Source organism: Maribacter sp. Hel_I_7 (assembly GCF_000688315.1).
Taxonomy (GTDB): Bacteria; Bacteroidota; Bacteroidia; order Flavobacteriales; family Flavobacteriaceae; genus Maribacter; species Maribacter stanieri.
Genome location: NZ_JHZW01000003.1, coordinates 1,919,742 through 1,933,509 on the forward strand (window position 1 = coordinate 1,919,742; position 13,768 = coordinate 1,933,509).

Here is a 13,768-nt window from a genome sequence, read left to right on the forward strand (position 1 = left end):
TGAATACAATACCTAATTTTAACTTGTAGTGGAAAATCAAATAAAACCTAATTATATTGTAAGAACCATTATCATTTATCACTTTTGTGTAAAATAAATTTAATATGCCATCTGTTTCAAACAAGGGCCTTTCCATGCCCCAATCACCTATAAGAAAATTAGTTCCCTTCGCAGAAAATGCAAAAAAGAGAGGAATTAATGTTATTCACCTTAATATTGGACAACCAGATATAAAAACGCCACAACAAGCGTTAGATGCCGTAAAGAATAACAACCTTAGTGTTTTAGAATATAGCCGTACGGAAGGTTCTGAAGAATTTAGAACCAAAATTGCGAAGTATTATGAAAAATATGATATACGTGTTAGTGCTACAGACCTTATTGTAACTACAGGAGGATCTGAAGCATTATCTTTTGCAATGAACACTATTGCTGATACTAACGATGAAATTATTATTCCTGAACCATTTTATGCAAATTATAACGGATTTGCAACTGCTTGTGGTGTAACTGTTGTACCTGTAGTTTCAAAATTGGAAGATAATTTTGCGCTACCTCCTATAGAGGAATTTGAAAAGTTAATCACACCTAGAACTAAGGCTATTTTAATATGTAACCCAGGTAACCCAACGGGATATTTATATAGTAAGGAAGAAATTGAAAAATTAGCGGCATTAGTAAAAAAACACAATATTTTTCTAGTTGCCGATGAAGTGTATAGAGAATTCACCTATGATGATAAAACCCACACTTCTATTTTAAAAGAAGAAGGATTAGAGGAACATGCTATCGTTATAGATTCTGTCTCTAAAAGATACAGTATGTGTGGCGCTAGAATAGGTTACCTTGTTTCTAAAAACAAAGATTTTATTGCAACGGCTATGAAATTTGCCCAGGCAAGACTTTCTCCTCCAACATATGCGCAGATAGCAAGTGAGGCGGCTTTAGAAACACCAGACAGCTATTTTGCCGATGTAAAAACTGAATATGTAGCAAGAAGAAATATACTAATAGCAGAGTTAGAAAAAATTGAAGGTATTAAAATTGCTAAACCTCAAGGAGCATTCTATTGTATTGCCGAATTACCCATTAAGGATGCAGACCATTTTGCACAATGGCTACTTGAAGAATTTAATATGGACAATGAAACTGTTATGGTTGCACCTGCAGCAGGTTTTTATGCAACAGAAGGCTTAGGTAAAAACCAAATTAGAATTGCCTATGTACTTGATCAGAAAAGCTTAAAAAGAGCTGTTCGTATTTTAAAAGAGGCACTAAAAAGCTACAAGGGTTAATGGTTGTTCTTGAATACTTTTCATTAAAAAAATACAATACTTTCGGTATTGATGCTACAGCAAGATACTTTGTTGAAATCACCACTATTGAAGAATTACAACAAATTTTAAGCAACCCAGATTATCCCCGTAAAATAATTATTGGCGGCGGTAGTAATATGCTGCTTACAGATAGTATTGATGCTCTATTTATTCATATAAACTTAAAAGGAAAGCAAATTATTTCAGAGTCACCTAATAATATTCAGGTCAAGGTAATGGCTGGTGAAAACTGGCATGAAATGGTTATGTGGGCAATTGATAATAATTTTGGAGGACTAGAAAACATGTCGCTTATTCCTGGCAATACCGGTACCGCTCCTATTCAAAACATAGGTGCTTATGGTGTTGAGCTTAAAGATTGCTTTGTAAGTTGTGAAGCTGTTAGAGTTATAGATCAACACTTGGTTACACTTACCAAAGAAGAATGCAAATTTGGTTATAGAGATTCTTTCTTTAAAAATGAGGGTAAAGATAAATTTGTAATTACCTCGGTAACTTTTTCATTTACCAAAAACGTACACAAAATAAATTCGGGATACGGCGCTATTGAAAACCAGCTAGAAAAAGAATCGATTATACACCCTACTATTAAAGATATTTCTAATGCTGTTATTGCAATACGCCAAAGCAAATTACCTGATCCAAAAATATTAGGCAATAGTGGTAGTTTTTTTAAGAACCCTATAGTTTCAACTGAAATATTCGAGGCATTTATCGCTAAAAATCCTGACGCCCCTTTTTATAAAATGTCTGATGATTTTTATAAAATACCGGCAGGCTGGTTAATTGAGCAATGTGGATTTAAAGGAAAACGATTTGGTGATGCTGGAGTTCACAAAAATCAAGCGTTAGTACTTGTTAATTATGACAAGGCTACTGGAAAAGACATATTAGACCTTGCCGCAAAAATCATCAAAGAGGTTAAAAGGACTTTTGATATTGAAATTAGTCCAGAGGTGAACTTAATAAAATAACCCCTGTGAAATAAATCACAAGGGTTATTACCAAACCAAACCAACCAAAAACAAAGTGGGCAGTTACCAGCCGACCACTTATTCAATATATATTTTTAGAAAACGCATCGTTAACAATCAATTTTATAATTTAGCGTTTAAGCATATACGGTTCAATCTTAGTATTTGGATGTCCATTATATAAAAAATTGTACATCTTTTAAATTATGAGCACTTTATTAGAAAATCATATTGTTGAATTATTACAAGAGCGAAACGAAAAAGCGATTTCCCTTTTGTACGATAATTATGCCGACACCCTACTGGGTGTCGCCAATAAAGTCGTACGTGATCCTGAACTAGCCCAAGATGTCGTTCAAGAATCTTTTGTAAAAATTTGGAAGAAAGCAGATACTTACGATCCAAAAAAAGCCAAACTTTTTACATGGCTCTTTAGAATTACACGTAACACAGCTATAGATAAGTTAAGAAGTGTTAACACAAAATCAGATAAAGAAATCCAAATAGATGTTTCTGACGTATATACTTTAGGCGTAGAAAGTACAAGGCCAGAGTTAATGGATGTAAGAGAACATCTAGACAAAATTGAAGATAAATATCAAATTGTTTTAGAAGCTCTTTTCTTTCAAGGAATGACCCAACAAGAGGCAAGTGATGAGTTGGATATACCTTTAGGAACTATTAAATCTAGACTAAAGATTGGATTGCGCGAATTAGGCAAAATATATGGTCCTGCCTTAATTGCCATGATTTTAAATGTTGTATTATGAAAGACAAAATAAAAATTTTCCTTGATTCTGATTTATTGGAACAGTACCTACTAGGAACTACAACAGATATGGAGAGCATGCAAGTAGAACGCTACATTGCCATGTACCCTGAGGTAAGAGAAACTTATGCCGAATTGCAAGACAATTTAGAGGTATTTGCAAAATTACACGCTATTGAAGCTCCACAAGGTTTAAAGGATAAAATAAACTCAAGAATAAAAGCAGAACGTAAAGGCAGAAAAAGATTTTACAGTTATGCCATTGCTGCTAGTATCACAGCTATACTATTTATTGGCATCTCTACTTTCTTCTGGAATCAAAATCAGAATTTACAAGAAGAGAACAGTGTTGTTAGCAATAAAATAAAATTGTTAGAAGAAAACATGAAAGAGCAATTAGAAGATGTACGTAATCAGTTTATCGTTCTAAACAATCCTCAAACCAAAAAGTATAATGTTAAGGGTAACCAGAAGGCAAAAGATTTAAAAGCTGTTGCTTACATTAACCCTGTAAAGAAGTTATCTTATATTAACGTTAGCAAATTACCTCACATTCCTGAAAGTCAATGTTTTCAAATGTGGGCAGAAGTTAATGGTAAAATGATTAACCTAGGTATTATCGAAGAAGCTGGTGATCAGCAAAAATTATTAGCATTACCATATGCTGAAAATGCCGTAGGTTACATTACAATAGAACAAAAAGGTGGCAATCATGCGCCAAGTGTAGAAAATATAGTTGCGAATATAGCTTACTAAGCTTTCACACATAAAGTATTCTTAAAGCCCCATTTTTGGGGCTTTATTTTTTATCTTTGCATAAATTTTTTATATGAAACTAGTATTATTAACCATTGGGTTGTTAGCATTGGCTTTTGCAGGTATTGCCATAAAAATATGGTCTAAAAAAGATGGAGAATTTGCGGGAACTTGCGCTAGTCAAAGTCCTTTTTTAAATCAAGATGGACAAGCATGTGGAATGTGCGGTAAATTACCTAGCGAACAAGATTGCAAGAAAGATTCCATTACAGAATAGATAAAAAATCTTTATCTTAACCTAACGCATACCAAAACCAGTATTTGAACAACACAGACACTTTAGACGAAACTATTTTAAAAGCGAAAGAGGGCAACCAAATTGCCTTTAGTCGTTTATTAGATATGTTCTGGAACGATGTTTACGGTTTTCAACTAAAACGTACTGAAAATGAAAATGATTCTGAAGATATAACCATACAGACATTTTCAAAGGCATTTGATAAAATACACACCTACAATGATTCGTATGTTTTTAAAACTTGGTTAATTGCCATTTCTAAGAATATCCATATTGATTTAGTTAGAAAACGTAAAAAAAGCCTACTAGATTCCAGAAGTAATTCTGAAGCCATTTCAAGTGCGCTAGATGTTTCCCCTTCTATGGAAGATCAATTAATTCAAGAGCAAAACTTAGCAGATCTTCTTAGAGATATCAAAAAATTAAAACCGCATTACCAAGCTGTTATTAATCTGAGGTATTTTAATGAATTGAGCTATGCCGATATAGCCACCAATTTAAATGAACCTATTAACAGCGTTAAGGTTAAATTATTAAGGGCAAAAAAATTACTTTCCGAAATTATTAAGGCTAGAAAATAAATAGCTTCCCCAACACTAAAAAATCTTATAATTCAAACTCATTTGTGCAGTATGTAATTCTACTTTATCCTCACTTTATTAGTTTGTATATTTGTATTAAAATTAAAGCATGTCAACAGTTTTAAAAGAAAATGTAGCTCCACCAAAAGGTAAACCGAAATGGTTAAGGGTAAAATTACCTACCGGTAAAAAATACACTCAACTTAGAGGCTTGGTTGACAAGTACGACCTGCATACTATTTGCACCAGTGGTAGTTGTCCAAATATGGGTGAATGCTGGGGAGAAGGTACCGCAACATTTATGATATTAGGTAATGTATGTACCAGATCATGTGGTTTTTGCGGCGTTAAAACTGGCAGACCAGAAAATGTGGATTGGGCAGAACCTGAAAAAGTAGCAAGATCTATAAAAATTATGGGCATTAAGCATGCTGTAGTTACTTCAGTTGACAGAGATGACCTTAAAGACATGGGCTCTATTATATGGGCAGAAACCGTTAAGGCTATTCGAAGAATGAACCCTACAACAACCTTGGAAACCTTAATACCAGATTTTCAAGGTATAGAGAAGCATTTGGATAGAATTATAGCAGTTTCACCAGAAGTTGTTTCACATAACATGGAAACTGTAAAAAGACTTACTAGGGAGGTTCGTATTCAAGCAAAATATGAGCGTAGTTTAGAAGCTCTTAATTACTTAAAAAAACAAGGTATCAATAGAACTAAATCTGGTATCATGCTAGGTTTGGGAGAACATGAAGACGAGGTAATAACTACTTTAGCAGACCTTCGCAAGGTTGATGTTGATGTTGTTACTATTGGTCAATACTTACAGCCATCTAAAAAGCATTTACCGGTTAAAGAGTTCATAACACCAGAACAATTTAAAAAATATGAGGATATAGGTCTTGAAATGGGCTTTAGACATGTAGAAAGCGGTGCACTAGTTAGATCTTCTTACAAAGCACACAAGCACATTCTATAGTTTCAAGAAAACACTCTTATTTTATTGAATTAAACACTAATGGTTACTAGTTCTTAATTTCATAGAACCATTAGTATAATTATTTATATGCTACTATAACCAATGCAAAAATTAAACATAGGCATCAATGGTTTTGGAAGAATAGGCAGAACCCTATTTCGCCTAATGCAAGAACATGAAAATTTAAATGTTGTTGCCATAAATGATTTGGCAGATACCAGAACCCTATCTCACTTATTAAAATACGATAGTATTCATGGTACTTCTCCTCACACCATTTCTTGCGATGAAAAGCATATTATTGTTAATGATACACCTATTATATTATTTAACGAATCTCATCCTTCTGAAATAAAATGGGGATCTGCAGCGGTTGATTTGGTTGTGGAGTGTACTGGTAAATTCAAGGATAAAGAAACCTTATCCTTTCATATCAAAAATGGAGCTAAAAAAGTAATTCTTTCTGTCCCACCTGCAGAAGATGACATAAAAATGATTGTTTTTGGCATCAATGAAAATACGTTGACAAAATCTGATGATATCATTTCAAACGCATCTTGTACCACTAACAATGCTGCTCCAATGATTAAGATTATCAATGATCTTTGCGGTATTGAACAAGCTTATATTACAACTATACATTCCTATACTACGGATCAAAGCTTGCATGACCAACCGCATAGAGACTTAAGAAGAGCCCGTGCCGCATCGCAATCTATTGTACCTACAACCACAGGTGCCGCAAAAGCACTTACCAAAATTTTTCCAGAATTGGCAGATACTATTGGAGGTTGTGGTATACGTGTACCTGTACCTAATGGATCATTAACAGACATAACCTTAAATGTAAAAAGGGCTACAAGTATTGATGAAATAAACTCTACATTTGAAAAAGCATCAAAAAACGAATTTAAAAATATTGTTCATTATACAAGTGACCCAATAGTTTCTATAGATATAAACAATAGTTGTTATTCTTGTACGTTTGATTCATTAATGACTTCAGTCATAGGAAAAATGGTTAAAATTATTGGTTGGTACGATAACGAAACCGGATATAGCAGCAGAATTATAGATTTAATTAACTTCATTAGTATTAAAAATTATATTTGAAGATCTTTTTTTTAAATAAAGTATTTAAAATCTTACTAGTCCCCATTGTAATTTTGGCGACTACAACCGCTGTATTTTCACAAGATCCAATTCCACAAACAGACATTCAACCTTATTTTGATCAAGCTAGAAAGTTTAAAAATCAAGATAAAATAGATCTGGCATTAGAAACCTTAAATACGGCAGCGAATGAAGCTGAGAAGGGCGAAGACATAAAAGGACTTATAGATAGCTTACATGAACTTGCCCTTGTCTATTTAAAAATAGACAAAGAAGGTGACACCGAATTCTATTGGGATCGCGCAAGTGTTTTATTAAAAGATGTTGCTTACCCCTATGGTGACGGAATGCATAAGTATATTGAAGCGATTCTTTTACACAGAAGTAATAGAAATTTTCAGTCATTGTTTATGCTTAACGAAGCAAAACAACTTAATAACGATCGTAATTTTTATAATAATTTATTATTGACCGAGGCTAAAGTATACCTCAGCTTAGAAAAATACGATAGCGCCACAAAAAATTTAAATTCCCTTATTGTAAACACCGATCTTTACGAAAAGGAATACCTTACTACACAAGCATACTTAACATTAGCAGAACTCAATTTAAAAATTGACAATTTACCTGAAGCTGCAAAAAATGGAGAGAATGCATTAAGCCTTGCCACCGATAACGGATTTTTAAAAGACATCAAAAATTCTAATACACTTTTATCTTCTGTATATGAAAGACTAGGATTATATCAAAAATCTCTTGTAAACAGTCAAAATTTAGTTCAGTTAAAAGATTCAATTTTTAATATCGATAAGAATAAAATTGAAGCTAAAACGGCAGACAAGATTAGAGATGATTACAAAACTGAAGAAATAGCACGCCAAGAAAAGAAAATAGAAGAACTCACAGAGTCTCAAAATAGGTCTGAACTTACTGCCATTTTAACTTCTGCATTTTTAATAATAATATCTCTTTTAGCTGTTACCTTATACAGAAACAATCAAATTAAGTTAAAAACAAACGACTTATTACAGACTAAAAATAAAGAATTACAGATTGCGCGAGATGGTGCCGTACAAGCTATGGAAGCAAAGACAAACTTTCTTTCAACGGTTAGTCACGAACTTAGAACTCCGTTATATGCTGTTACTGGCCTTACCCACCTCTTATTAGAGGAAAATCCAGAGGAACATCAAAAAGAGCATTTAAAAGCTTTGAAATTTTCTGGAGATTACCTTCTCAATTTCATTAACGATATTCTTCATATCAATAAAATTGACGCTAATAAGTTAGAACCTCTTAATATGGAGTTTAACCTTAATAAGGTTATCAATGAGGTTATAAATTCTTTAAGTCAAAGTGCAAAGTCTAACAACACAAAATTGACCTTAGAGTACGATTCAGATATACCTGGACATTTACTGAGCGATCCATTAAAACTTTCTCAAGTTTTCATGAACTTAATCGGTAACTCTATCAAGTTTACCAAAGGTGGAGAAGTAAAAGTTATTGCTAAATTATTGAACAAAGTTCAAGATGATGTAACTATCTATTTTGAAGTTAATGACAATGGCATTGGTATTTCTAAGGAAAAACAAAAAAGTATTTTTGAAGGTTTTGAACAAGGCTCTATTCAAATTAATAGGGAATATGGCGGAACCGGCTTAGGACTAACCATTGTGAAAAGTCTTTTAGGATTGTTCAATAGTAAAATTGAACTGGAAAGTAACTTAGATGTAGGTAGCTCTTTCTTCTTTGAAATTAAAATGAAGAGTTTAGAGGATATTTCTGAAGATGTTACTTTTGAAATTACACCTAAAGATTATGATTTCAAAAATCTTCACTTGTTAATCGTTGAAGACAATAAGATTAATCAGGTTATCACCAAAAAGATGCTTTCTAAAAGAGACATGACCTCTGATATTGCCAACAACGGACATGAAGCAATCACCTTAGCCCAAGAGAATGTATATGATGCAATTCTTATGGATATTCATATGCCAGGGATAAGCGGTGAAGAAGCCACTATTGAGATTAGAAAATTTAATCAAGACACTCCAATTATTGCATTAACAGCAATTTCATTAGATGATAGTTTAGAGAGTTTTTATGCCGCTGGGTGTGACGATGTGGTTACTAAACCATTTAAACCTGAAGTATTTTATCAAAAAATAGGTGAAAATATTTTTGACAAAAGAACTAAGAAACCTTTATCATAAACTGTTGCAAGTCTGTATTCAACAGCTCCATCCCATCTTCTAAAAATTCATGTTTCACTTCAATATAGTGCAACTTTGTAATCTTATCTTTTAAACGTACATAATCTTTTTCAGTGGTAAGGATGCATTCTTTTTCTTTTAAAACTTCAAGTTCTTCCGCTGTAAAAAAATGATGATCCTTAAATTTCAAATGATCAAATTTGAGTCCTTCTGAAAGTAAAAATTTTTCCAATGGTGTAGGATTTGCTATACCTGTTACCAGCGTTACCATTTTCCCTTTAAGAGAATCTAACGAAGCTTCAGCGCCTTTTAATTCTTTATTATATGCCAAATAACTAAACAATACTTTTTGATGAGACTTCGGATTAATTTTCACCCGAATGCTATCCCTCACTGATTTAGAAATATCTGAAGGACATTTAGTCACCACAATAATATTTGCTCTTTTAGCTTCGCCTTTTGTATCCCGTAAGTTACCTGTAGGCAAATACCAATCTTCCATATATAACTCTCCATATGCAGTTAATAATATGGAAAAATCTGGTTTTACTTTTCTATGTTGAAAAGCATCATCTAACAGAATAACATCAGGTTTAATTTTCTGTTCAAGTTCTGTTATGCCATTTCTTCTATTAGCATCTACGGCAACATGAACTTTAGGAAATTTACTTTTCATCTGAAAAGGTTCATCACCCATATCCTCAACACTTGTAGATGATGTTGAAAGTAGAAACCCTTCCGATTTTCTTTTATAACCTCTACTTAAAACAGCAACTTTATAAGTGTCTGAAAGAGATTTCACCAGTAGTTCTATCATTGGAGTTTTACCCGTACCGCCAACACTTAAATTACCTACACAAATAGTTTTCGTTGAAAATGATTTTGAAGAAAAAATCCCTAAATCATACAATCGATTTCTGAGATATACTATTAACCCGTAGATTAATGAAATAGGAAAAAGAAGTTTTCGTAATACCTGCATCAGAACGAAATTATAATAATTTATCTTTGAAAATCTTATTATTCCAATAAAATGACCGTAAAAGACATCACCCAAATTTTAGAAGACTTTGCTCCTTTAGCCTTTGCCGAAGATTTTGACAATGTAGGTTTGCTAGTTGGTAACGCCAATACAGAGGTTAGCGGCGTACTTGTAACCTTAGACACATTAGAAAATGTCATTGACGAAGCCATTGCTAAAAATTGCAACTTAATTGTAAGCTTTCACCCAATTGTTTTCGGCGGATTGAAAAAAATTACAGGAAAAAATTATGTGGAACGTGTCGTTATAAAAGCTATTAAAAATGATATTGCTATCTACTCTAACCATACTGCTCTAGATAATGCTAGACATGGGGTAAATGCAAAAATTAGTGAAAAGCTTGGTCTTACAAACACCAAAATATTAATTCCGCAAAAAAGCACTATAAAAAAACTAACAACCTACGTACCTACAGATAGTTTAGAAGATGTTAAAAATGTGCTATTTAAAGCTGGTGCAGGAGAAATAGGCAACTATTCCGAGTGTAGTTTTTCTGTAGAAGGCAATGGTAGTTACAAAGCAAATAAAAATGCAAACCCTACGAAAGGTACTATTGGAACAAACCATACTGAAAGGGAAACAATGCTAACATGCGTTTTTGGAAAGAACAATGAATCTGCAATTATTAAATCATTACAGAGTTCACATCCATATGAAGAGGTCGCTTTCGATATTCAATCTATAGAAAATACCAACCCATATATTGGTATTGGTATGATTGGAGAATTAGAAAATGAAGTTACAGAAACTGAATTTCTAACCAGTTTAAAGCTTAAAATGAACGCTAAACTAGTAAGGCATTCTAATTTTTTAAATAAACCTATTAAAAAGGTAGCTGTGTTGGGTGGTAGTGGATCTTTTGCCATTGGAGCGGCAAAAGCTGCCGGAGCAGACGTTTTTATTACTGCAGACCTTAAATACCATCAGTTTTACGAGGCTGAAAACCAAATAGTTTTGGCAGATATTGGACACTTTGAAACTGAGCAGTTTACAAAAAACCTTTTAGTTGATTATCTTACGAAAAAAATTCCTAATTTTGCAATCCATTTATCGGAAAGTATAACAAATCCCATCAATTATTTTTAATATGGCAAAAAAAGAAGATTCATCTGTAGAAGCAAAGTTAAGAGCATTATATGATTTGCAATTAATTGATTCTAGGGTTGATGAAATAAGGAATGTTCGTGGTGAACTACCTTTAGAAGTAGAAGATTTGGAAGATGAAGTCCTTGGCCTAAAAACGAGAATGGATAAACTTAAATCTGATTTAGAGAATATAAACTTTGAAATCGGTGCTAAGAAAAACCTTATTGAAGAAGCAAAGACTTTAATTAAAAAATACGGCGAGCAACAAAAGAATGTTCGTAACAGTAGAGAATTCAATTCTATCAGTAAAGAATTAGAGTTTCAAGAATTAGAAATTCAATTGGCTGAAAAGAATATAAAAGAATTTAAAGCTCAAATTGATCAGAAGAAAGCTGTTATTTCTGAAACTAAAGAACGTTTGTCTGAGCGTGAAGCACACCTTAAGCATAAGAAAAGTGAATTAAACGCTATTCTTGCTGAAACAGAAAAAGAGGAAAAAGCTTTACTTGAAGAGTCAATTAAATTTCAGGATAAAATTGAAGAGCGTTTAGTAAAGGCATATGCACGTATTCGTAACAATGTTAAGAATGGTTTAGCTGTTGTGCCAATTGAAAGAGGTGCTTCTGGTGGATCTTTCTTTACTATTCCACCTCAGGTTCAGGTTGAAATAGCTTCTAGAAAGAAGATTATTACAGATGAGCACAGTGGTCGTATCTTAGTTGATCCTACTTTAGCTGAAGAAGAAAGTGAAAAAATGCAAAAAATGTTTTCTAAATTATAGTAGTAAACATTGAATATATTAGAAAAAGCCATCTTTAAAAAGATGGCTTTTTTTGTTTATATTAATCATGATGAACTCTTTAAAAATTATTCTTCTATTAATGATAATACAAGGCTTCTACTCTTCTGCACAAGATATTGCCGACTACACTTGGAAAAATAGAATCATTATTCTTTGTAATGACAATATTAATGTTGAAGAAGTGAACTCTGCCCTAAAAGAAATCAAACAAAGCAATATCGAATTTGAAGAAAGAGATATAATTGTATTTATATATGAGAATGGAAAATTTGCAAACACTTCTAATAACTCCATCAATCTTAAAACCCCAGACGCATTACCTATTTCTTATGATGGCTACATATTAATTGGAAAGGATGGCGGTATAAAGTTAAAAGCAGCATATCCTATAAATTTAGTAGCACTTTTTAACCGTATTGATAGCATGCCAATGCGCATGAGCGAAATGAAGTTGAAGAATTAGTTACCCTATTAGTTTAAGCATCATCTTTTCAACTTCTTCACTATCCCATTTCTCAGCTATATTTGGGATTTTCATAACTTCTTTCATAATCTCTTCTTGAGCATCTCCTTCTGCTAGAGCTTCGGCATAAGGTCTATTTGAAAAAGTAACCCTACTATATGCTGGCACCCATTTTTCTGGGTACTTCCCAGAAAAGTGTTTTTCTATTTTCTTTTGAAGTAAAAAATTAGCATCTGCCGTTTTACTACTCATTTCAATAAAATTGCGATAGCTTAATTCTGCAATTGCATCGGCGTTTGGCTTACGCACTTCTTGATAAGTTGAAAAAATACGTCCCCAATCATCACCATATTTCTTTATTATTTCATCTAGCACAAAAATATCTTCGAACCCGGCATTCATTCCTTGCCCATAGAAAGGTACTACCGCGTGTGCTGAGTCGCCCACAAGAGCAACTTTATCCCAATATGTCCATGGATAGCATTTCATCGTTACCAAGGCGCTTGTAGGATTCTTAAAAAAGTCTTCGGTCAAATTTTCTATTTCATCCTTAACATTTGGAAAGTAAGTATTGAAAAAACGAACCGCATCTTTTTTAGTATCAATACTTTCAAAAGAAATATCACCTTCAAAAGGCATAAATAAAGTACATGTAAAACTGCCATCTAAATTGGGCATAGCTATAAACATAAACTTACCTCGTGGCCAAATATGAAAAGAATGTTTATCTAATTTATGCGAACCATCTTCGTTTGCCGGTATTGTTAATTCCTTATAACCTACATCAATAAAATCTTGAGAATAATCAAACCTACTACGACGTTGCATTTTGTGCCTTACCCTTGAAAAAGCTCCATCACACCCAAATACTAAATCAAACGGATATTCTGTCCACTCCCCTCTTTCACTATCACCTGTAAACACCTTGGCTCCCGGTAAATCAATATCCCATACTTTTTCCTCGAAACGAAATTCTACACCGTTCTTTTCTGCCAAATCTATCATGAGCTTATTTAGAACACCACGAGAAATAGACCAAATTGCCTCACCATCCTTACCATATTTTTGATGATATTCCGGCTTGCCTATAACATGCATGGCACGTTTATCTAACGGTATGGCAATTTTTTTAATTTCTTCTTCTATACCCACTTCCCTTAGCGCATTCCAACCTCTATTACTCATCGCAAGATTAATTGACCTACCTGAGAATTCAATATTTCTAATATCGGGCCGCCTATCGAAAACCGTTATTTGATGTCCGTATTTTTTCAAGTAAATAGCAAGCAAGGATCCAACCAAGCCTGAGCCAATTATGGCAATGTTCTTTTTTTCTTGGGTCATGT

14 protein-coding genes are annotated in these 13,768 nt (G+C 33.2%); 12 read left to right on the plus strand and 2 right to left on the minus strand.

Annotated features, from left to right (window positions below; genetic code table 11):
- Nucleotides 1-104: 104 nt before the first annotated feature.
- From P178_RS0120030 to P178_RS0120070, 9 genes are all read left to right on the plus strand, one after another.
- Entirely contained in the window at nt 105-1,295 is a 1,191-nt protein-coding gene (locus P178_RS0120030; protein WP_027067908.1) for a pyridoxal phosphate-dependent aminotransferase, read from the plus strand.
- On the plus strand, nt 1,295-2,311 hold the full coding sequence (gene murB, locus P178_RS0120035; protein WP_027067909.1) for a UDP-N-acetylmuramate dehydrogenase: 1,017 nt from the start codon (nt 1,295-1,297) through the stop codon (nt 2,309-2,311). The genes P178_RS0120030 and murB overlap by 1 nt, the downstream gene beginning before the upstream one ends.
- 206 nt (nt 2,312-2,517) lie before the next feature.
- Nucleotides 2,518-3,081: an RNA polymerase sigma factor gene (locus tag P178_RS0120040; RefSeq protein WP_027067910.1), complete on the plus strand. Its 564-nt coding sequence runs from the start codon at nt 2,518-2,520 to the stop codon at nt 3,079-3,081.
- Complete coding sequence (locus P178_RS0120045; protein ID WP_027067911.1) at nt 3,078-3,836, plus strand: anti-sigma factor domain-containing protein; 759 nt, start codon at nt 3,078-3,080, stop codon at nt 3,834-3,836. The genes P178_RS0120040 and P178_RS0120045 overlap by 4 nt, the downstream gene beginning before the upstream one ends.
- A gap of 73 nt (nt 3,837-3,909) precedes the next feature.
- The gene (locus tag P178_RS0120050) at nt 3,910-4,113 is read left to right on the plus strand and encodes a hypothetical protein (RefSeq protein WP_027067912.1); all 204 of its coding nucleotides are present in this window, start codon (nt 3,910-3,912) and stop codon (nt 4,111-4,113) included.
- A gap of 44 nt (nt 4,114-4,157) precedes the next feature.
- Nucleotides 4,158-4,715: an RNA polymerase sigma factor gene (locus tag P178_RS0120055; RefSeq protein ID WP_027067913.1), complete on the plus strand. Its 558-nt coding sequence runs from the start codon at nt 4,158-4,160 to the stop codon at nt 4,713-4,715.
- A gap of 109 nt (nt 4,716-4,824) precedes the next feature.
- Complete coding sequence (gene lipA, locus P178_RS0120060) at nt 4,825-5,700, plus strand: lipoyl synthase (RefSeq protein WP_027067914.1); 876 nt, start codon at nt 4,825-4,827, stop codon at nt 5,698-5,700.
- Between the two features lie 102 nt (nt 5,701-5,802).
- Nucleotides 5,803-6,813: a type I glyceraldehyde-3-phosphate dehydrogenase gene (gap, locus tag P178_RS0120065; RefSeq protein ID WP_027067915.1), complete on the plus strand. Its 1,011-nt coding sequence runs from the start codon at nt 5,803-5,805 to the stop codon at nt 6,811-6,813.
- Entirely contained in the window at nt 6,810-9,029 is a 2,220-nt protein-coding gene (locus P178_RS0120070) for a response regulator (RefSeq protein ID WP_027067916.1), read from the plus strand. The genes gap and P178_RS0120070 overlap by 4 nt, the downstream gene beginning before the upstream one ends.
- On the opposite strand, the gene lpxK is transcribed toward P178_RS0120070, so the two are convergent.
- On the minus strand, nt 9,010-10,011 hold the full coding sequence (gene lpxK / locus P178_RS0120075) for a tetraacyldisaccharide 4'-kinase (protein WP_027067917.1): 1,002 nt from the start codon (nt 10,009-10,011) through the stop codon (nt 9,010-9,012). The genes P178_RS0120070 and lpxK overlap by 20 nt on opposite strands.
- 51 nt (nt 10,012-10,062) lie before the next feature.
- On the opposite strand from lpxK, the gene P178_RS0120080 reads away from it, so the two are divergent.
- The 3 genes from P178_RS0120080 (at nt 10,063) to P178_RS0120090 (ending at nt 12,422) form a co-directional block, all read left to right on the plus strand.
- Nucleotides 10,063-11,157 (plus strand): Nif3-like dinuclear metal center hexameric protein, encoded by a 1,095-nt coding sequence (locus P178_RS0120080; RefSeq protein ID WP_027067918.1) that lies wholly within the window; start codon nt 10,063-10,065, stop codon nt 11,155-11,157.
- 1 nt (nt 11,158) lies between these two features.
- A complete protein-coding gene (locus tag P178_RS0120085; protein ID WP_027067919.1) occupies nt 11,159-11,938 on the plus strand; it encodes a zinc ribbon domain-containing protein in 780 nt (259 codons plus the stop codon).
- A gap of 67 nt (nt 11,939-12,005) precedes the next feature.
- Nucleotides 12,006-12,422 (plus strand): DUF4174 domain-containing protein, encoded by a 417-nt coding sequence (locus tag P178_RS0120090; RefSeq protein WP_036147239.1) that lies wholly within the window; start codon nt 12,006-12,008, stop codon nt 12,420-12,422.
- Here the strand turns inward: P178_RS0120090 and P178_RS0120095 are convergent, their stop codons facing one another.
- Nucleotides 12,423-13,766: an FAD-dependent oxidoreductase gene (locus tag P178_RS0120095; RefSeq protein WP_027067921.1), complete on the minus strand. Its 1,344-nt coding sequence runs from the start codon at nt 13,764-13,766 to the stop codon at nt 12,423-12,425.
- Nucleotides 13,767-13,768 lie beyond the last annotated feature (2 nt).